Origin of the sequence: Neobacillus niacini (assembly GCF_036961885.1) — a bacterium.
In the GTDB taxonomy this organism is placed as follows: Bacteria; Bacillota; Bacilli; order Bacillales; family Cytobacillaceae; genus Neobacillus; species Neobacillus niacini_H.
Genome location: NZ_JBALNQ010000059.1, coordinates 1 through 21,687 on the forward strand (window position 1 = coordinate 1; position 21,687 = coordinate 21,687).

At 41.0% G+C, this 21,687-nt stretch carries 17 protein-coding genes; 2 read left to right on the top strand and 15 right to left on the bottom strand.

Going from position 1 to position 21,687, the window contains the following annotated elements; all coding sequences use genetic code 11:
• Positions 1-103: 103 nt before the first annotated feature.
• Together aceA and aceB are read right to left on the bottom strand one after the other, a co-directional pair.
• Complete coding sequence (gene aceA, locus V7124_RS21480) at positions 104-1,381, bottom strand: isocitrate lyase (RefSeq protein ID WP_335408565.1); 1,278 nt, start codon at positions 1,379-1,381, stop codon at positions 104-106.
• Between the two features lie 90 nt (positions 1,382-1,471).
• Positions 1,472-3,064: a malate synthase A gene (gene aceB / locus V7124_RS21485; protein WP_335493265.1), complete on the bottom strand. Its 1,593-nt coding sequence runs from the start codon at positions 3,062-3,064 to the stop codon at positions 1,472-1,474.
• A gap of 246 nt (positions 3,065-3,310) precedes the next feature.
• Here aceB and V7124_RS21490 point away from each other — a divergent pair, with 246 nt between their 5' ends.
• Positions 3,311-3,517 (top strand): hypothetical protein, encoded by a 207-nt coding sequence (locus V7124_RS21490; RefSeq protein ID WP_335408561.1) that lies wholly within the window; start codon positions 3,311-3,313, stop codon positions 3,515-3,517.
• A gap of 43 nt (positions 3,518-3,560) precedes the next feature.
• On the opposite strand, the gene V7124_RS21495 is transcribed toward V7124_RS21490, so the two are convergent.
• Positions 3,561-4,610 carry a glycoside hydrolase family 15 protein gene (locus V7124_RS21495; protein WP_335493267.1) on the bottom strand — a complete coding sequence of 350 codons (1,050 nt, stop codon included), beginning with the start codon at positions 4,608-4,610 and terminating at the stop codon, positions 3,561-3,563.
• A 134-nt stretch (positions 4,611-4,744) separates the two neighbouring features.
• Between V7124_RS21495 and V7124_RS21500 the strand changes: the two genes are divergently transcribed.
• Entirely contained in the window at positions 4,745-4,921 is a 177-nt protein-coding gene (locus V7124_RS21500) for a hypothetical protein (protein WP_335493269.1), read from the top strand.
• 26 nt (positions 4,922-4,947) lie between these two features.
• Here the strand turns inward: V7124_RS21500 and V7124_RS21505 are convergent, their stop codons facing one another.
• The 12 genes from V7124_RS21505 to V7124_RS21560 all read right to left on the bottom strand — a co-directional run bounded on the left by V7124_RS21505 (position 4,948) and on the right by V7124_RS21560 (position 21,601).
• The gene (locus V7124_RS21505) at positions 4,948-5,583 is read right to left on the bottom strand and encodes an NAD(P)-binding protein (RefSeq protein WP_335493271.1); all 636 of its coding nucleotides are present in this window, start codon (positions 5,581-5,583) and stop codon (positions 4,948-4,950) included.
• Between the two features lie 9 nt (positions 5,584-5,592).
• Entirely contained in the window at positions 5,593-7,044 is a 1,452-nt protein-coding gene (cobA, locus tag V7124_RS21510; protein WP_335493273.1) for a uroporphyrinogen-III C-methyltransferase, read from the bottom strand.
• A 47-nt stretch (positions 7,045-7,091) separates the two neighbouring features.
• A complete protein-coding gene (nirD, locus tag V7124_RS21515) occupies positions 7,092-7,418 on the bottom strand; it encodes a nitrite reductase small subunit NirD (protein ID WP_335408549.1) in 327 nt (108 codons plus the stop codon).
• 6 nt (positions 7,419-7,424) lie between these two features.
• Positions 7,425-9,824 (bottom strand): nitrite reductase large subunit NirB, encoded by a 2,400-nt coding sequence (gene nirB / locus V7124_RS21520; RefSeq protein WP_335493310.1) that lies wholly within the window; start codon positions 9,822-9,824, stop codon positions 7,425-7,427.
• 394 nt (positions 9,825-10,218) lie between these two features.
• Positions 10,219-11,766 carry an L-glutamate gamma-semialdehyde dehydrogenase gene (gene pruA, locus V7124_RS21525; protein ID WP_335493275.1) on the bottom strand — a complete coding sequence of 516 codons (1,548 nt, stop codon included), beginning with the start codon at positions 11,764-11,766 and terminating at the stop codon, positions 10,219-10,221.
• Between the two features lie 126 nt (positions 11,767-11,892).
• Positions 11,893-13,059, bottom strand: coding sequence for a CamS family sex pheromone protein (locus tag V7124_RS21530; RefSeq protein WP_335493277.1), 1,167 nt, complete (start codon positions 13,057-13,059; stop codon positions 11,893-11,895).
• 12 nt (positions 13,060-13,071) lie between these two features.
• Positions 13,072-15,078 carry an NAD-dependent DNA ligase LigA gene (gene ligA / locus V7124_RS21535; protein WP_335408542.1) on the bottom strand — a complete coding sequence of 669 codons (2,007 nt, stop codon included), beginning with the start codon at positions 15,076-15,078 and terminating at the stop codon, positions 13,072-13,074.
• Between the two features lie 179 nt (positions 15,079-15,257).
• Positions 15,258-17,528, bottom strand: a complete 2,271-nt coding sequence (gene pcrA / locus V7124_RS21540) for a DNA helicase PcrA (RefSeq protein WP_335493279.1) — start codon at positions 17,526-17,528, stop codon at positions 15,258-15,260.
• 65 nt (positions 17,529-17,593) lie between these two features.
• The gene (locus tag V7124_RS21545; RefSeq protein WP_335493281.1) at positions 17,594-18,277 is read right to left on the bottom strand and encodes a heptaprenylglyceryl phosphate synthase; all 684 of its coding nucleotides are present in this window, start codon (positions 18,275-18,277) and stop codon (positions 17,594-17,596) included.
• Between the two features lie 135 nt (positions 18,278-18,412).
• The gene (locus tag V7124_RS21550) at positions 18,413-18,724 is read right to left on the bottom strand and encodes a YerC/YecD family TrpR-related protein (protein ID WP_335408538.1); all 312 of its coding nucleotides are present in this window, start codon (positions 18,722-18,724) and stop codon (positions 18,413-18,415) included.
• 28 nt (positions 18,725-18,752) lie between these two features.
• Complete coding sequence (locus tag V7124_RS21555) at positions 18,753-19,805, bottom strand: DUF3048 domain-containing protein (RefSeq protein WP_335493283.1); 1,053 nt, start codon at positions 19,803-19,805, stop codon at positions 18,753-18,755.
• 53 nt (positions 19,806-19,858) lie between these two features.
• Positions 19,859-21,601, bottom strand: a complete 1,743-nt coding sequence (locus tag V7124_RS21560) for an adenine deaminase C-terminal domain-containing protein (RefSeq protein ID WP_335493285.1) — start codon at positions 21,599-21,601, stop codon at positions 19,859-19,861.
• Between the last annotated feature and the right edge of the window lie 86 nt (positions 21,602-21,687).

Consider the following 21,687-nt stretch of genomic DNA (forward strand, 5'->3'; position numbering starts at 1 on the left):
CATCCGCAACTAAATCCCAGCCTCGCTATCCGCCAGTATCCGCCCCCCAAATAAAAATCCCCCTCTCCATAGGAGAGAAGGATTCGCAACACGTATCTGTTCTTTACTTTGTAAATTGTTCTTCTTCCGTTGAGCCCTTCAAAGCTGTTGTGGAAGATGTCCCTCCTGTAATCACCATGGATACCTGGTCAAAGTATCCTGTGCCAACTTCACGTTGATGCCTTGTGGCTGTGTAGCCGTATTGCTCGCTGTCAAACTCTGCCTGCTGCAATTCGGAGTAGGCCGCCATGCCGCGCTCTTTGTAGCCGCGAGCAAGCTCAAACATGCTGTGGTTCAATGCATGGAATCCTGCAAGTGTAACGAATTGGAACTTGTAGCCCATTTTTCCAAGCTCTTGCTGGAACTTTGCAATCGTTTCTTGATCGAGTTTCTTTTTCCAATTGAAAGATGGTGAGCAATTGTAAGCAAGCATTTTGCCAGGGAACTGCTCATGGATCGCTTCTGCAAAACGTCTTGCTTCCTCAATATTCGGCTCAGATGTTTCACACCAAATAAGATCTGCATATGGTGCATAGGCCAAGCCGCGAGCAATCGCTTGATCAAGACCAGCATTAGTCCGGAAAAAGCCTTCTGCAGTCCGCTCTCCCGTGATGAAAGGTGCATCATTCATATCAATATCACTGGTAATTAAATCAGCAGCATTTGCATCTGTACGCGCAACCAATATCGTCGGAACACCCATTACATCGGCCGCCAACCGCGCAGCAATTAAGTTTCGTACTGCGGTTTGTGTTGGCAATAATACTTTTCCGCCTAAGTGACCACATTTTTTCTCAGAAGAAAGCTGATCTTCAAAGTGAACTCCTGCAGCTCCGGCTTCGATCATCCCCTTCATCAATTCAAAGCAGTTTAACTGTCCGCCAAAGCCCGCTTCCGCATCGGCTACGATTGGAACAAACCAATCGATCGAGTCGTCCCCTTCAGAATGGGTAATTTGATCTGCACGCTGTAGTGCTTGGTTAATTCGCTTTACAACGCTTGGTACGCTGTTTGCTGGGTATAAACTTTGATCGGGATACATATGCCCAGAGAGGTTGGCATCCGCTGCAACCTGCCAGCCGCTTAGATAGATAGCCTTTAATCCTGCTTTTACCTGTTGAACAGCTTGATTTCCAGTTAGGGCACCTAACGCATTAATGTAGTTTTCCTCATTCATTTCCTTCCAAAGCTTTTCTGCTCCACGTCTAGCCAATGTATGCTCGATATCCAATGATCCGCGAAGCTTGATAACGTCTTCAGCTGAATAAGGTCTAGTAATTCCATTCCAACGATTATCTAACTCCCAGCTTTCTTGTAACTCCATTGCTCTTGAATTTGTCATTTTACATTCCTCCTATTAATCTATTAAAATTTTTAATTAATGCTGTTTTTCGAAATTCCTTCGTACCATTCAAACTTTTTTCATTAGCCTTTATAAAAGCTCATATCCAGGTAATGTTAAAAATTCTGCGAATTCACCGTCTAATATTAAACTGTCAAATAGCTCTACTGCTTCCACGAACCGTCCATTCTCATAGGCAGATAAGCCAATTTCATTCTTAATCTTTTCTAATTCCTCAACCTTGAATTGCTCATACATCTCAATGTTTACCTTCCTGCCATCGGCGAGTACACCTTTCGGGTGACGGATCCATTGCCATAATTGAGCCCGTGAGATTTCAGCCGTTGCGGCGTCTTCCATTAAATGATGGATTGGGGCTGCGCCACTCCCAGATAACCAGGATGCGATGTATTGGATACCAACATTAATATTCACGCGAACACCTTCTTCGGTAATTTTACCTCCCGGTGCTTCAAGTAAATCGCTGGCCGTTATCGTAATCTTTTGTTGTTTCGTTGAATGAATCTGGTTTGATACAGGCATTTCTCGATTAAATACTTCTAACGCTACCGGTACAAGACCAGGATGTGCTACCCATGTACCATCATGACCATCGTATGCTTCTCGCTCTTTGTCAGCACGCACCTTCGCAAATGCTTCCTCATTGGCTTGTGGATTGTCTCGGATTGGTATTTGTGCTGCCATTCCTCCAATAGCTGGTGCTTTCCTGCGGTGACATGTTTGAATGGTCAGCAAGGAATAAGAGCGCATAAATGGAGCAGTCATGGTTACCTGCGAGCGGTCAGGTAAAATGATATCTTTGTGGTTGCGGAGCTTTTTCAAATAACTGAAAATATAATCCCATCTTCCACAATTTAGCCCTGCTGAATGTTCCTTTAATTCAAATAGAATTTCATTCATCTCAAATGCAGCCATAAACGTTTCAAGTAAGACAGTCGCTTTAATGGTCTCTTGAGTAATTCCAAGCTCATTTTGCGTAAAAACAAAGATATCATTCCAAAGCCGTGCCTCTAAATGGCTTTCTAGCTTTGGCAAGTAAAAATAAGGACCTGTACTACGAGCCAACAAATTTTTTACATTATGGAAAAAGTACATACCAAAATCAAAAAAGCTTCCGGAAATAGGCTTGCCATTAAGCAGTACATGTTTCTCTTCTAAATGAAGCCCCCGTGGTCTAACAAACAGGACGGCTGTTTCCTCATTTAGCACGTATTTTTTACCATTTTGATTTTCATAGGAAATCGTCCGATTTACTGCGTCTCTTAAGTTGATTTGTCCCTCGACGAGATTTTCCCAGGTTGGTGAAGTAGCATCTTCAAAATCTGCCATAAAAACCTTCGCACCGGAATTAAGTGCATTAATGACCATTTTTCTATCTGTCGGTCCAGTAATCTCCACACGGCGGTCCTGAAGGTCCTTCGGCAATGGAGCAATTGACCAGTCCCCATTACGAATATGCTTTGTTTCAGGGAGGAAATCCGGAAGTTTTCCGTTATTCAATTCCTCTTGGCGTTTTTGCCGGAACTGTAACAGCTCATTCCTTCTAGCTCCAAAATTTCGTTCTAGCTTTTCGATAAAATTCAACGCTTCTGGTGTAAGAATTTCATCAAACTGGGATTTTAGCTTCCCAACTACTTCAATACCTGTCGTTTGCGTCGACATGAACTTGATCACCTCTTTGTTATAATACAGAAACAATTGCTATGTTTTGTATTATATAACACGTTTTTTAAAAATGGAACTATTTTTCCGAAAATTTTTAAAAATAGGTACAATTTCCCTGTTTAAGTTTTATTAAGTATTATCTCCAGCTGGGAATGTCATTTTAGAGAAGTTTTTTCCAATAATATTTAGCCAATGAAAGGTCATGATATAGAGGTGCTTCTCATTATTAAAGGAGGAATCGTTATGCCACAAATAGATGTCAATCAATTAAGCCAAGCGAAAGCAAATGTAACATTGACGCAAACACTTTTAGATCAAGCAATCGAAAAGGTAAATTCAGATCCAACTCTTGCACAGGAAGCACTGAAACAAGCATCCAATGAAATTTCATCTGCTTTATCAGCTGTTACACAAGCACAAAATTCAGCTAAAGCCTCTCCTACGGAATAAACAACAAAAGGGCTGCCGAAATGGTTTCCGACAGCCCTTTTACTTATATAATTCGTTCATATCTTTCTTTTGCTAAGATATACATAGCACTTCCCCATCCCAGCGGGGTATTGGAATTGTATGTTGCAGATTTAGCTAGGTAAAGTTCTGGCAAGCTGCCATCCGAGAGCATCACATTTTCTGTTTGTTTAATGTAATGATTTGCTATCTCAATATTGCCTAATTCTAAATGGCATAGCGCCAGCCATGGAAGTCCGAATGTCCACTCTGCCTCTGTTCCATAGTAAAAGGATAAATCATGATGCCGGCCCTCCTGTTCGACCGTAGAATAATATGAATCACCTTTGTAGCGAATGACTCCGCGCTCGCGCAATAGGTGCATCTCCACTTGGTTAACAATCACTTCAGCCTCCTCCCTTACCAACACCCGGTACGGGAAGATTAAACTCAATTGTGCTAAATCAAAGGGACGGTCGCTGCTTTCACATGGAAAAAGGTTACCAAGCGTCTGCTTTCCTTTTTTTATCCATTCTCCAGGCACAAAAATAATATCTTTTACTGCTTGTAGTCCTGCCACGCACGCCCCGACAGAACTCGAATGGACCTCTCTCCATTCCTCCCACATGCCATTATCTTCGTCCTCCCAGTAATGAGCACACCCTAAATAGCCAACCAGTTTTTGAACAATCTCGTGATCCTTTTTATCGCGAATGATCTTCTTTCCTTTTTGTTGGCCGATGCCAATCCCCCAAAGGATCGCTCCAATCGCATCATGCTGTGCATGTCCCCATGGTGCATCAATTTCCCTTACATCAGAAGCAGAATATCTCGAATGGATGTACTCCCATTGCTCCTTTGGTCTTTGAACCGTATGGATATCCAGTTTCCACTCGTATTCTCTAAATAGGTCCAGTATCCGGTGATAGGTCATTTCATAAAGGTGATTGTTTTGCTCCAAATATGGCAGTGACATATAAAAGGAATCTCGCAGCCATACATAATGATAGTCCTTGGACGAAGAGGCTAAATACAAACCATGTGGCAAACGCAACTGATCTAGGATTTGATAGCTATGGATTATTCTCTCGCTCATAATTCACCTATTTACTTTTTTGGTATCTTTTTCGCCAATACGATGCACTTTTATACAAAAAAGAATAAACTATGAAAAAGTTGTCCATACTTAAAACTATAAATATAGATTAGGAGTGTTAGGGAGGAATAGTGATGAGTCTGGAAGAATTAAATAAAATAATTGCTGTGAAACAGATGGATTTAGAGGAATGTGAACAGGAGCTTAACAGCCGTTACTATCCATCTATCGTGAGAATAGCAATGATGGATTACATAGTAAACTTGCAGGAACAATTAGAAGAGTATAACAAGTCAATGCAGAATTTATAAAAGTGAAATGACGTGTGGGGATTAATTCACACGTCATTTTCTATGTCATTTATTTCTTGTAATAGATGTGAAAAATCAGCTTCTCGATGAGGACTATTTAGGAACTCCTCACTTATAATGGCTGTTAATATTTTTCTTTTTCTAGAGGGGTCCTTCACTTCTTTCAGTATTCGCTGCCTAGCTGAATAGAGGAAATCTAAATAATCTTTATACTGCTCATCAAATTGCTGTTCTAGCTGTTCCCGTATTTTCCTTGCAAATATTGGACTGGCTCCACCTGTTGAGACGGCAATACTCAAACGTCCTCGCTGAATGTGAGCGGGCACATGAAAATCCGATTCTTCTGGATCATCAGCAATGGTTACAAGCTGTTGATCACTCGCTGCTTTTTTTATAGATTGATTCAGCTCATTGTCGTTCGTTGCTGCAAAAATTAACAACGCACCTTCAACGTCATCTTTCGAAAAAGATCTCTTTTGCCACTCGATCATTCCACTGCCAGCAAGCCTATTAAGATGGTCGGTCACTTCAGGGCTAATCAAGATAATCCGTGCATTGGTGCCAAGTAATCCAGACACTTTCCGTTCTCCAACCTTGCCGCCGCCTACAACTACGACTTTTTTTCCATCAAGTCTTAACATAATCGGATAATTCAAATTCAAGCATACACCCTACCTTTCCTCATCCAGCGGTTTCTGTACTAAGTACTCAACCAACGCTTCTCTCGTTGGTGTTTCCAGCATTCCATTCGATTCTAAGCCAACCGTTTCAACCGCATTTTTGGTATGCTGCCCCATGCAAACCACTTGCACGTCTTTTAAAAGTTCAAAAGCGTCAAGATTGCAGGCATTCAGGCCCTCCATAAACGTTCCAACTGATGCACCGCTCGGAAATACCATTGTATTTACATCAGCTTCTTCTAGTATTCGTTGAAAAATCAGCAGGAACTGCTGGTCCAATTCTTTCTTACTCGTAATCAAGTAATCAGCGTTTCCAACCTCGTGATCCAAAATACGTTCGTCTCCTACCATTAGCAGACTTCCTGTCTCTGGCATGTTGGAAGCTAAACGAGCAATAAATCCACGCTCTTTTAAGGCTTTAATCGATTTACTAGAGCCGCCATAGAAATCGGCTTTTATTTTTCGGATATCGATTCCCTTTTTAATGACTGCATTAAAAAATTCGCCGACACTTTCAGGGGATGAGAAAAATATTTTATCGTAGTCTGCTACATTACCTAATTCAACAGGCAAAATGGTCTTTTTCCATTTTGGGAATTCGATGACATCAGCACCCTGCTCCATCAATTCCTTCGCCAAGCCGCTGACAGTTTCACTTGAGCGTGCAAGTAAGATTTGACGGCCATAAAGTGGCATCTTCTCAAACCAGCTGATTTTTTCACGAAGAGAAATGACATCACCAACTAGTATAATCGCTGGGTTGCTAAACTTCGCCTCCAAGACCTTAGCTGCAATATCTGCCAATGTACCTTGTAAAGTCTTTTGGCGTCCGAATGTTCCCCACTGTATCAGGATAACAGGAGTGATTTCAGGTTTGCCATGCGACATCAAATTTTCACAGATAAACGGCAGATTTCCAACACCCATGTAAAAAGCAATCGTATCGACACCGCGGACCAAGCCTTCCCAGTCTAGCATTGGCTTGCCATCATTTGATTTATCATGCGCCGTTACAACGGCAAATGATTCTGCATGTTCACGATGAGTAACAGGAATTCCGGCATAAAGGGGGGCTGCAATCCCCGAAGATATACCAGGAACGATCTCAAAAGGTATTTGATGGTGGGCAAGGGCTGCCGCTTCTTCGCCAACTCGGCCAAACACACCAGGGTCGCCGCCTTTTAACCGGATGACTCTTTTACCTGCCAGCGCTTTTTCTACCAAAAGGTCGTTGATATTCTCTTGGCGTAAAATATGACGGTCCGGTAATTTGCCACAATAAATCAGTTCGCAATCATCGGGAGCAAATTCCAAGAGCTTTGGATTTGCAAGCCGGTCATACAAAATAACCTCTGCTTGCTTAATTGCCTCCAACCCTTTTACCGTGATTAAACGAACGTCCCCTGGTCCTGCTCCTACTAGAAATACTTTTCCTGTCTTCATCCTGCAGCCATCCTTTCAACCTCTATATAAAAGACTTTCTTACGAAATCAACCTTTATTAATAATATAAACGTTATCCGCTTCTACTTCCACCTGATAGGTTTTTACTTGACCTTCATCTGGTGCCTGTACTTTTCCATTTGCTAACGAGATTTTCCAATCATAGACTGGGCAAAAAACGTATTCCCCACTGACGAGACCTTCCGTTAACACACCACCTTTTGGGTGCGGACTGCGGTTTTCAATTCCAAATACTTTTCCATTTGTTACTTTAAAAAGTGCAATTTCGCTTCCAGCGATCGTAACAGCGTAGCCAGCCCTTACTGGCAGGTCTGAATAGTTAGCAACTAGAGTACGAGTTTTTGTTTCTATCATGCTTAATCACTCCCCTGCCTTGACAGTGTGAACTGCGTAGTATTTATCTTTAATGCTTTCACTTTGAATCGCTTCATTCCAAGGCTCAATGTATTTCTTTAGCGTTTGATCCATTCGCTCATTTAATGCTTTTCTTGTCTCTTCACTTGCTAAGACTTCTTTTACATGCTCTAAGCCAACACGTTCTACCCATTTAGAAGTACGCTCTAGGTAATTGGCAGTTTCACGATAGTATTGCATATAAGCACCCGTCATTTCCATAACATCAGCTTCAGTTTTTACCGTAGCCAGCAGGTCACCAGCACGAAGGTCGACACCGCCGTTACCCGCCACATAGATTTCCCAGCCGCCATCAATTCCCACAAAACCGATATCCTTAATTCCTGCTTCTGAACAATTTCTTGGGCAGGCGGATACGCCCATTTTTACTTTATGTGGTGTATCGAGACGCTCAAATTTCTTCTCCAGCTCAATTCCTAATGCCATTGAATCCTGAGTACCGTAGCGGCAGAACTGTGCACCCACACACGTTTTTACCGTACGAAGTGTTTTTCCATATGCATAGCCTGAAGGCATATCGAGCTCTTTCCACATACCTGGCAGGTCCTCTTTTTTAACTCCAAACAAACCAATCCGCTGGCCGCCGGTTAATTTTACAAGTGGGACCTCATACTTTTCAGCTATTTCTGCAATTTTTTTCAAATCAGCAGCCGTTGTTACACCGCCATACATTCGTGGCACAACTGAGTATGTTCCATCCTTCTGGATATTCGCGTGCATTTTCTCGTTTACAAGGCGCGAATCACGGTCATCCTTATATTCATCCATGTGAACCATGCCAAGATAGTAGTTAATCGCAGGACGACATTTTGTACAGCCTTCTTCATTCTTCCACTCTAGAACATTCATAACTTCTTTTACACTTGTTAAGCCCTTTTCTTTGATTTCAGCAATCAATTCTTCACGGCTAATGGTTGTGCATCCACAAATACTTGTTTTTTGTGCCGCATCTGCATCAAATTGATCTCCAAGGGTGTAAGCAAGAATATCGTTAACCATTGGTTTACAGCGCCCACAAGAACGGCCAGCATTTGTACAATGGCTTACTTGATCAAGCGTGGTTAAACCTTGGGCTTTTATCGCCTCAACAATTGCTCCTTTGGTAACACCGTTACAGCCGCATACAAGCTCATCGTTCGGCATGGAAGCAATATCGCCGCTTCCGCCTTCCGCAGAACATTGTGATTCAAAAATGGATACTCCTGTGATATCTTCATTTTTTGAAAGCATTCGAAACAATCTTGTACTATCTTTCGTGTCACCATAAAGGACAATCCCAACAATCCTGTTATTCCGGACTAGTACCCGCTTATAGATTCCTTCGTATTCGTTATAGACCATAATCGATTTTGTTGAACCATCTTCAAAAATCTCTCCCGCTGAATAGAGGTCCACACCAGCCACTTTAAGTTGTGTCCCAGTAACGGATCCTTCATATGGTGCTGTTTCAATTCCACAAATCCGTTCAGCAAGCACTTTTCCTTGCTCATATAATGGTGCAACCAGCCCATATACAATCTCTCTGTGCTCGGCACACTCACCAACTGCGTATACACTGGGTGCACTAGTTTCCATGTAATCATTTACAACAATGCCGCGGTTCACAAAGATACCGCTATCTTTAGCAACCATTGTGTTAGACTTAATCCCGATTGCCATGACAACAAGGTCTGCTGGAATGTGGGACCCATCTTTAAAACGAAGACCAGCAACACGCTCATCTCCTATGATTTCAATGGTTTCCTTTTCCATTAAAAATCTCATGCCCTGTGCTTCGAGTTCTGCTTTCAACAATGATGAAGCGATTGGATCTAGCTGGCGCTCCATTAGGCTCGGCATAAGATGAACAACTTCGACCTTCATGCCTAGGTTGAGTAACCCTCTTGCCGCTTCAAGACCGAGTAATCCACCGCCAATGACCACTGCCTTTTTATATTGTTTCGCTGACTTGATCATCATTTCACAATCTTTGATATCACGAAATCCGGTCACACCCATTTTGTCCGCACCTGGTATTGGCAGCATAAATGAGTTCGAACCTGTTGCAATGATCAGATCATCATACTCTACTTCACGGCCTTGGTCGGAAATGACTTTCTTCGCTTCCACATCTATCTTTGTTACACTTTCACCAGTAAATAGTTGGATATTATTTTCTTTATACCAATCTAATGGATTGATAATAATCTCTTCGAAGTTTGTATCCCCTTGTAGGATATTCGATAATTTAATTCGGTTATAGTTTGGGTGTGGCTCTTGTCCAAAAATGGTAATTTCTAATGGTTCTTTTGAGATGTTTAGAATTTCTTCAATGGTTCTTACGCCTGCCATCCCATTCCCAATCATCACTAGCTTTTTCAACTTGGATCGCTCCTTTATAATGGTTTCTCTATGAATTTACGTTATTTATGTTTATCTCTATAGATATATTGTAAACGCAAGGAGACTGGTGGTTTGTGAAGTACGTCACAATTTATTGTTTTCTTGTGAAGAGTTTCACATAAATGTCAAATATCATTTTTAAAAAGGGGGGTGAAAATGGTTTTGGACACTTTTTTGGAGGTTATGGACATTTTTTGGTGGGTTATGGACACTTTTCGTTGGGGTTTGGACATTTTTCATGAAGTTTTGGACACTTTTCAATATGGTTTGGACATTTAGACATTTTTTTCCAAATCCAAATACCATATTTCATTAAAAAAACCCCTCCTCATACCGAGAAGGGGTTGTCAAACATCCATTAATACATTTCAGATGTGGTTTTCGCTTGCATATGAAGCAATAAATAGTCGGGACCGCCCGCTTTAGAATCCGTTCCGGACATGTTGAAGCCGCCAAATGGCTGATAACCAACAATCGCACCCGTACATGAACGGTTAAAGTATAGGTTACCAACATGGAAGTCTTCACGCGCTTGCTCTTGGTGAGCGCGATTTTTGGTAATAACGGCACCTGTTAAGCCATACTCCGTATTGTTAGCAATTTCGATAGCTTCTGTGAAATCCTTTGCTTTTGTGAAACCAACGACTGGTCCAAAAATTTCTTCCTGCATGATACGTGCATCTGGAGCAAGGTCTGCAATAATAGTAGGTTGAATGAAGTAACCTTTTGAATGATCTCCTTCTCCGCCAGCCATTAGCTTGCCTTCCTGCTTGCCAATTTCAACGTACTCCATGATTTTCTTAAATGCGTTATGATCGTTAACAGGACCCATGAATGTTTCTTGCTCGGTTGGGTCACCTACTTTTATTTCCTTCGTTAGTTCAACCACACGGTTCAATACGGTATCATACACATCCTCAACGATTACCGCACGAGAACAGGCTGAACATTTTTGACCCGAGAAGCCGAATGCGCCGGCAACGATGGATTGTGCCGCTAACTCAAGGTCTGCTTCAGAGTCTACTACAATCGTATCTTTACCGCCCATTTCAGCAATTAAGCGCTTCATCCAAACTTGGCCTGAGTTTACTTTAGAAGAACGTTCGAAAATACGAAGTCCGACATCCCTTGAACCTGTGAAACTGATAAAACGAGTATCTTTATGATCAACTAAGTAATCGCCAACTTCTGAACCGCTGCCAGGTACGAAGTTTAATACACCTTTAGGAAGACCTGCTTCTTCCATTACCTCAACGAATTTCGCTGCAATCACCGGAGTTGTTGAAGCTGGTTTTAAAAGAACAGGATTACCTGATACGATTGCTGCAACTGTCGTTCCCGCCATAATCGCAAATGGGAAATTCCAAGGAGAAATAATGATACCTACGCCAAGTGGAATATAGTCGTATCGATTGTATTCATTCGGACGGCTATTTACTGGTTGGCCATCTTTTAATGCCAGCATTTGGCGGCCATAATATTCTAGAAAATCAATTCCTTCAGCTGTGTCAGCATCAGCTTCTCTCCAAGGCTTTCCTGCTTCCTTCGTCATAAGTGCAGAAAATTCATGTTTACGACGGCGGATAATGGCCGCTGCTTTGAATAATACATCTGCCCGGACTTCAGGCTTTACTTTTTTCCACGTTTTGAACGCTTCAACCGCTGCCTGCATTGCTTTTTCCGCAAGGTCTCGGTTCGCCTTTGATACTGTACCAATAACTTCTTCTTTATTTGATGGATTATATGAAACTATTTTATCTTCGGTGGAAATTCGCTCTCCGCCGATTACTAGAGGATATTCTTTTCCTAAATAACTTTCAACCGTTTTTAATGCGTTTAGATAGGCTTGGCGGTTTTCTTCAATTGTAAAATCTGTGAAGGGTTCATGCTTATAAGGTTGTACCATATATTAAAACCTCCTATGTATAAAAAAATATTACATCCTCGTCCATTTTAACATGTTTCATTTGAAGGTAACAACGAATAACAGCAAGGTCCTCATGCAAAAAAAGACCTGGCATTGAGCCAGGTCTTAATAAATATGCACAAACGGTTCTGCTTCATTTGCCTTGCGGACAATTAATGCTTCAGGTCCGTCAACGGATGTAACACTTACCGAAACGGAGATGTAATTTGGAAAATGCTCGAGGACAAGGCCAGTTACATATTGAGTAAACCCAATTGCCTCTGATCTTCCATAGAACTGGATCGGAATGGTAATATCTAAATCAGTAAATTGATCTCCAATATAAAAAGCACGGCCAATGACGCCATTGAAGTTTGGAAAGTATTCTTCAACATCCTGCTTAAAGTTTAAAAATGCCGTTACATCATCACGGTGTGCTTCTTGAGCTTGGGTTGATGGAAAGAGGAAGTACTTTTCATTGACTGGCTCCCAATTATTAATCGTTGAGCTTCCTTTTTCAACGTTGGTATAGGTGAAAAAGGTACCTGGTACAACGGACGATTGGCTTTGCTGTTCAAACAGGGCAATTGTAATCGGAACATCCTTCAAATTTTTCATTGTTCTCAGACGTTTAAGGACTTCTTCGGCAATCTTCTTCCCTTCACGCTCCATTTCAGCGAATTCAATTTTCCTCTCAAAATAGGGTTCACCAGGAGCTGTACGGAAATAATGAATGGAATTTAGTGCAAGTCCAATCACAACACCGCCTAATCTAACCGTTTCATTTTCACCTTTGATCAGGTAATCATGTTCTAGGATGTGGGCTAAATAGATAGGACTATTACTGTTCCCTTCCTTGAATTCTACTCCCTCTTCCATAAGCGGGTTTAGTCCAATATTTTCTTCTTCCTTTAAACCCTTTTCCGTTAATTGTCCCGCTGTAAATTTACGGTTCAACCATAATCTAACTGTATTTCTCTTTAGTTCCTGCCCTTCGCGGAACAAGTAGGTTTTTGGGTCAAATTGATGTTGCGCAATTCTCATCAAACCTGTTTCAAATTCATTTATGTCATATCTTGTATTGATATTTCCAACAATTAATCCACGTGCTTCCCCGGGCTCGAACGGTAAAATGGTTCGATAGTAATTGTCGGAAATATTGTATTTTGGAATAATTGCTTTCTCTTCCGTCTTTTCCTTTGTTTGCACAACATTCTCTTGTTTTTGAAAGTTTGGTGCACACCCAGTAAGCAGGATGACCAGGGAAAGAGCGAGCAATGAGAGTTTTTTCATGTCGATACACCTCTATTTATTTAATTCTACCAAGAGCTTCTCCTCGTCCCAAACTTCAATTCCCAATTCATTGGCCTTCGTCAGCTTTGAACCTGCGTCTTCACCAGCAATCACTAGATGTGTTTTTTTACTGACACTGCCTGAAACATTTCCTCCAAGGGCTTCAATCTTTTCCTTGGCTTCATTTCTCGAGAGCTGCTCTAGCTTACCTGTCAAAACAACGGTTTTACCGGCAAAAAGGCTATTCGAGTCGGCGGCAGACACTGGTTTAGCGCCTTTATAAATCATATTGACGCCCACAGCTTCAAGTTCCTTCAACAGTTCTTCTGCCTCTTCCTGTTCAAAAAAGGCAACGATGGAATCCGCCATTTTATCACCAATTTCGTTAACAGCAGTTAGATCTTCTTTTTTGGCAATTGACAGCTTTTCCATTGTATCAAAGCTTTGTGCGAGTGTTTTAGCCGCTTTTGCACCAACATGGCGAATCCCAAGACCAAATAACAACTTCTCTAGTGAATTAGATTTTGAAGCTTCAATTGCTTTTAAAAGATTTGCTGCTGATTTTTCGCCCATTCTCTCTAGAGCTAGCAGCTGTTCGCGAGTAAGTTTATAGATATCAGCAACATCCGAGATTAATTTTTCAGCAAAAAGCTGACTGATTACTTTTTCGCCAAGACCATCAATATTCATGGCATCACGTGAGACAAAATGAATCAATCCTTCGCGAATTTGTGCAGGACATTTCGGATTAATGCAGCGTAAAGCTACTTCCCCTTCTAAACGGACGAGTTCACTTTCACATTCTGGACAATGCGTGGGCATTTGGAAGTCACGCTCTTCACCAGTACGTAAATCTGCTAGCACATTGACCACTTCTGGAATAATGTCACCCGCTTTTTTAACCACGACTTGGTCGCCAAGCTTTATATCCTTTTCTCGGATTAAGTCTTCATTATGCAAAGAAGCACGCCCAACAGTTGTACCAGCAACCTTCACAGGCTTTAATATCGCAGTTGGTGTGACAACCCCTGTTCTGCCAACACTTAATTCAATAGCCAAAAGTGTGGTGACCACTTCTTCAGCTGGAAATTTATATGCAACCGCCCAGCGAGGGCTTTTTGCTGTTGTTCCTAGCTCGTTTTGCTGTTCATAGGAATCAACCTTAATCACAATTCCATCTATTTCATACGGTAAAAGCGGACGCCTATCAACCCAGCTTTGTACATACTCTATTACCTCGTTAATGGTAGTGCATTTTCGACGTTCTCTATTTGTTTTAAAACCTAGATGATCTAAATAATCGAGGCCTTCACTATGGGAAGCTGCATAATTTTCTCCGCTTCCACCGATTGCATATAAAAACACATCGAGATTTCTCGTTGCAGCAATTTTTGGATCAAGCTGTCGCAGGGAACCCGCAGCAGCATTTCTAGGGTTTGCCGCTAGGTCTTCTCCTCGCTCCTCCTTTGCTTTATTCAAAGCTTCAAAGGAACTTTTCGGCATATACGCTTCACCGCGAACCTCTAAGCTAACATTCTCACGTAAACGAAGGGGAATCGATTTGATTGTTTTTAAGTTTGCCGTAATGTCCTCACCAATGGTACCGTCTCCCCTTGTAGCACCTTGGATAAACAAACCATCTTCATAGCGTAAAGAAACAGCAAGACCATCAATCTTTAATTCACAAACATAGGAGAAATCATCTCCGACAGTTTGACGAATACGGCGATCAAAATCTTTTAAGTCCTGCTCGTTAAAGGCATTCCCTAGGCTAAGCATTGGAGTACGGTGTTCTACTTTTTCAAATAAATCAAGGACCTCACCACCAATACGAATCGATGGGGAATCAGGTGTTTTTAGTTCCGGGAATGTTGCTTCTATCTCTAGCAGTTCCTGCATTAAGCGGTCATATTCTGCATCGGGTACTGTAGGTTGATCGAGAACATAATATTCATAGCCATATTGATTTAATAGGCTTCTTAGTTCATTAACTGTCTGTTTTACAATTTGAAGATCCATACATCCAGCCCTTTCGTTTTGAATGAGAATAGCCCCATGATTGGGGCATTCTTTTTTGTCCAGCTTCAGCGCCTAGAGGCTCGGGGTCATAAGCCAATCCGTCAAGAAGGTAAAGACCAACCTTCTCGCCGGCTCGTCTTATGCCAGTCGCCTCTGTGCAAGGCGCTTACGCTTTTCTCTTATGTTTTTTTTATTGGTGCAAATTTTGCTAGCAGGCGCTTGATTCCGGTTGGGCTTGGAAAAGCTATGTCTAGCTCTGTTCCTTCGCCTTCCCCTTTGACACTTACCACTGTTCCAACACCCCATTTACCATGCTCAGCTTTATCGCCGACTCTCCAGCCGAATGTATCTCCACCCGTAGTGGAAGCTATGGGTCTCATAACAGGTTTTCTCGTTACCGGAGTACCAGAAGCAGTTCCAAAAGATGTCCCAGTTGACATTCCAGAGGTGCGTCTTCCAAAAGCAGTACCTCTTGAACTGAACGACGAATTCACCCGTTTTTCTGGCTCCACTCCATCTAAAAGATCCTCCGGAATTTCACTGATGAAACGGGAAGCTGGATTCATACTTGTACGTCCATACAAGGTTCTCATCTGGGCGTTAGTTAGGAAAAGCGTTTGCTCTGCCCTTGTAATTCCTACGTATGCCAAACGGCGCTCTTCTTCCATTTCCGCTTCTTCCATTAACGAACGGCTATGAGGGAAAACCCCTTCTTCCATTCCTATTAAAAATACTACTGGGAACTCTAACCCTTTCGCAGAGTGCAAGGTCATGAGAGTAATGGCATCCGTCTTTTCACCATCATCATCTAGTGAATCAATATCTGCGACAAGGGCTAAATCGGTTAAGAAAGCAACTAGGCTCTTATCTTCACTTACTTCCTCAAAGTTCTTTGTTACAGATAATAATTCATCTAAGTTTTCAAGTCTGCTTTGAGCTTCGATTGACTTCTCGGCCTTCAGCATTTCTCGATAGCCAGACTTATCTAAAATATCCTCAACTAGTTCTGTTACCGATAGAAATTCTTGCATGTTCGTATAATTTTTAATTAAATCTCTAAATTCTCTAGCACCCTTAGTTATTTTTGGACTTAACCCCAATAGCTCAACAGAGTCGAGGGCCTGAAAAATAGAGATATCATGCATGGCAGCAAAGTCTGCCATTTTATCGACTGAGCTTGCGCCAATTCCACGTTTTGGAACATTAATAATCCGCTGTAAGCTGATGTCATCATCAGGATTAGAAATGAGTCTCAAATAAGCAAGCATGTCCTTGATTTCTTTTCTATCATAGAACTTCGTTCCGCCGACAATGCTATAGTCAATATTTGATTTTAACAGGACTTCCTCCATTACACGGGACTGAGCGTTTGTCCGGTAAAGGATCGCAACATCTGAATTCTTATATCCACCCTCGCGTGTTAATTCTTTAATTTTACCTGCAACAAATTGGCCTTCTCCTTGCTCGCTATCCGCACGAAAATAAACGAGTTTGTTTCCTTCTGGGTTTTCTGTCCAAAGATTCTTTGCCTTACGGGTTACATTATTCTCGATAACCTTATTTGCAGCCAATAGGATTCTTTTTGTTGAGCGGTAATTTTGCTCTAGTAAAATAACTTTTGCATCCGGATAATCTTTTTCAAATGAGAGAATGTTGGCAATATCTGCTCCCCGCCAGCGATAAATTGACTGATCGGAATCCCCAACTACGCAAAGGTTCTTAAAGCGGTTCGCGAGAAATTTTACAAGCATATACTGTGCTCTGTTTGTATCCTGATACTCATCAACATGTATATACTGGAATTTGCGCTGATAGTATTCAAGTACTTCCGGTACGCGTTGGAACAATTGAATCGTCTTCATGATCAAATCATCAAAATCGAGCGCTTGATTTTTCCGTAACCGTTTTTGATATTCTGTATATACATCACTGACCGTTTGTTCAAAATAGCCGCCAGCAGTTTTTGCATACTCTTCTGGATCAATTAATTCATTTTTTGCTGAGCTAATTGCTCCTAAAAGCGCCCGCGGGTCATTCTTTTTCGGATCAAGGTTTTTATCCTTTAGAATCCCTTTAATCACGGATTGCTGATCACCTGTGTCCAAAATCGTAAAGTTACGATTGAAGCCCATTCGGTCAATGTCCCTGCGCAAGATTCTTACACACATCGAGTGAAAAGTGGAGATCCAAATTTCTTCCGCTGTCCCACCCATCATATTCCTAATTCGTTCTCTCATTTCGCGAGCTGCTTTATTTGTAAAAGTAATCGCTAAAATATTATAGGGATTCACCCGTTTTTCAACGATTAGGTAAGCTATACGATGCGTTAATACTCTTGTTTTACCACTTCCTGCACCAGCCATTAGTAAAAGCGGCCCGTCCGTTGCCTTTACAGCACTTTGCTGTTCAGGGTTTAAACCATTTAAAAGCTTTTCAGATAAATATTGCAATTCCTCCACCACCATAACGAACGTTTGTTCTAATTTTAACTCTTTTATTCAATTTTAGCAAATTTTCATCGCACTGCTTTTACCGTTGCTAAGGCTTGGTCAAAATCATCATAAATGGCATTACCAACCACAATGACATTCGCCTTTTCAGCCATTTCTGCCGCCTGGTCAACGGTTGAAATACCACCACCATAAAAAAGGACTGTATTCTCGAGGACCTTTTTTACTTCAGATACTAAGTGTGGATCCCCGTATTTACCGCTATATTCTAGATAAAAGATTGGCAAATGAAACATTTTCTCTGCCATCATGGCATATGCCTTTACTTCTTCGGTCGTAGCAGTTGTAATAGCAGATGTCAGCTTCGCTGCTTTGCATTCTTCATTCAATATGCAGTAGCCTTCCATGACAATCTCTTCCCAATCCATGATTTCACCAAATTCTAATACTGCTTGATGGTGAAGTCCGGTAATCCACTTGGTATCATTACTATTTAAAATTGTTGGAATAAAATAAAGGTCAAATCCAGGGGTAACACTTTCCATACTCGAAACTTCGAGGATACAGGGAACGGTATAACGGCGAATTCTAGCCATAAGCTCGAGAACCTTTTCAAGGGTTACCCCATCCGTCCCTCCAACCATCACCGCATCCGTTCCAGATTCGCATAGTTTCTCTAACCTATCATCTGAAATCTCTTTATTTGGGTCGAGTTTGTACACATGGCGCCACTCGCGAAAATCATACATCCCAAGTTCCTCCCCTACATCTTACATTACACCATTATAGCATTTGCCGATTGTATAAAAAAAGAAAACACAAATTCATTTATTTAGAAATGTTACCCATATAAAAAACCGAAGAGCAATACTCTTCGGCCTTGTTTATTTTTCTTCAGCTGTTTTTTCTGTTTTGATGCGTTCTAGCACCATTTCATAGGTGTCATTTCCAAAGTTCAGACAGCGTTTGACACGTGAAATCGTTGCTGTGCTGGCACCTGTTTCCGTTTCAATTTTATGATAGGTATTTCCATCACTAAGCATTCTTGCAACATCAAGGCGTTGTGCTAATGATTGAATTTCATTAATTGTACAAAGGTCATCGAAAAAGCGATAACATTCTTCAAGATCCTTTAAAGATAGGACGGCTTGAAATAACTGATCAAGCTCTTTTCCGCGTAATTTATTAATTTGCATTTATTTTTCCCCTTTACCAAATCAAAGATTATTTTACATTAAACGAAACACTTGATTGAAGACCAGGATTGGTCGGAATCACATTGACCCAAGTCTTTCCCTGTACAAATGGAACGACTTCACCATTTTTTATTGGAACGATATGACCATTATCATTTTTCCATTCCACTTCCATTACCTTACCCATTTGCAGTAAGTAACCAGATCCTCCTGATTTTAAATCAATTTCCTTATGACCAACGTCATTTATGACCACATGTGTAGTCTCAATAATAAATAGATTATCTAGCAGTATTGGTTCTTTTGTTACATAATCAACGGTTTCAACCCCATCAGAATAACGCTTGTATTTACCAATTGAAGCATCAAACTCATAAATGGAATCAAACGTCGAGCCAGATGAATAAGAAACCATTACGGATTTAGCTTCTTCTCCTGTCACCGTTTTACGATCATCCTCTGATAAAAACTTAAAGGCTGGCGGAGACTGATCCATTGCGTATTTCTTATCGGAGGCACCTTTTAAAACATTATCATACGTAATATAGGAATTATGAGGCGCCTGGCGGTCTTTTGACCTTTTAAATAATGTACCATCATAAACCATTCCATTTAGATTATCAACATAGCCATTTTCAAGCATTTTTCTTGCCTCTTCACTATAGCCATGCGCTATAAAAAGAGCATCCAACCCCTTTGCCAGTTCAACGTAATAATCTCTAGCACTTCGGACAGGACCAATATTTTCTGGTTTTTCACTTTGGAAAACAGCTAAAAACCGGGTTACATCACCTTCTGCTAACAACTCATAAACAATATCAGCCTTATTTAAACCGGATTGTGGTCTTGCTTTTGGATGATTATTAACCATTACTGCCACTGCTCTACTATTAGTTGCCGTCTCTGAGCCCACTCCTGTTAGCGGATAATGATAGGGTAGCTCCTTATTTACATCTTCTTGCACCACATCTTCAACTTCTTTTACCGGCTCTTTTGGTCCTGGTCCATTAGCCTTTTCTTTATCACTGCAACCAGAGAGCAATAAAAGAGCTGCTGATACTGCAACAGCCCATTTTTTCATCTTTTATACACTCCTACCATCTATATATTTATCCAATTAATCACTTTTATATTTTAACGCATTATTGAGGGAAAGAGAACAGATTTGTTCATTACATCGTACATCCCCTGCTGGGTGATACGAATGTAAGGTAAATGGGTAGCTGAAAAAAATAACAAACTATACACAGGGTCTGAGAAGGAATATCCCCGTTCCCTCAATTCTACAAGCAGTTTCTTTTCCTCATTTATTAATTCCTTAATTGGCAGGTTTGACATAATTCCATTAAGCCTTAACGGAATTTCGTGGACAACTTGTTCGTCCTCAACCATAACAATTCCTCCGCCTAACTCCTTCATTCTGTTAAAAGCTGCAAGCATATCGTGTTTATTTTTTCCAATCAAGATGATATCACCTGTATTGGAAAATGAACTCGCAAGTGCCGATAGATTGGTGGCAAATCCTTTTAACAATGTATTGATTCTCCACTTCCCATTACGGTCTAGAAGTGTGAAGAAGCATTCATCATGATCGGTTGATAACTCATCACCCGAAGCATCGATGGCGATGGAATACGGTTTGGTGATGACGGAGTTTTCCATTTTAATTCCAAATGGCATTGAAAATTGTAAATCATCAATACTTAAATTCCAATCCATTTCCATTGGTTTTAGACCATATTCATCCCAATTAATGGTTGGGTACGCATCAACTACTTGACCCTCACGTTTTACCCATTTTCCTTTTGCAAGGACAGAATGTGGTGTTGGATTTTCGATACTTGATAAGAAATTTATATTTGCAACACGACCAGTGGCAATATTTCCATGCAGATGGTCAATGTTATAATAACGCGCGATATTTACCGTTGCCATATTATAAGCGTCAATGACTGGGACGCCCTTATCAATCGCGATTCGAATCATCTGATCATTCATACCTTGTTCATAAAAAGTGGATGTTGAACCATCTGTGTTAAACATTAACCGATCATAAGCTTGGATTTCTAAGCGCTTCATATCATCAAGTAATTCTGGCAGATCGGGACGAATGGAGGAATATCTTAATGAAACCATATATCCCTGCATTAAGCGGTTGTATACTTCTTCACCCGTCATTGCCTCATGGTCACTATCCGCACCTAACAGCATCATTTTTGCTAACGTTTTCTCTGATGCACCAGGAAAATGGCCTTCAATCTTTTTGCGCATCCGCTTTGCCTCTTGAATCCAGTGCAGCATCATATCATCGCCGTCTAACAATTTTGGCCAGCCAGTCAATTCCCCGCCTTGCAAAACAGCGTCATGCTCTAACCAAGATTTAATATTACTGTGTGAAAAGACATCTTCCTCATTCAAAATTTCCGTTTGTGAATCAAACCGGCACCACCAAAACATAGTTGTTGGAATAGAGCGCAAGTCCTTCAGCAAGGAAAAGGCGTCCTTTTTCTTCAAATGCATAACCAGGGACATATTGTCATTGATTAGAGTGGTTGTTCCAAACTGGGATGCATAGGCTGCAAGAAAATGGGGATTATATAATTGAAAAGGATGGGCATGTGGTTCAATATAACCTGGAACAAGAATTTCATTTGTGCAGTCAATAATTTCACAATTTTCTAGTTGCAGCGGTAAATTCTCGCCAACATATACAATCCGATCTTCATATATCCAAATATTCGCACGCATCCACTGGCGAAATGTCTGGTTTAAATACAAGGCATTTTTTAATAATAAAGTTGGTGAAGTTTTTCCATCTAAAACGGATACATGCATGCGTAAATGTTTATTTTTCCATCGATATCGTTGTTCCAGCATATGATACCCTTCCTTTCTTAGAAGCTATCTATCTATTATAAATGTTGATTTATCAATAAAGAAAGCCCTTACAAAACTAGTTTTAC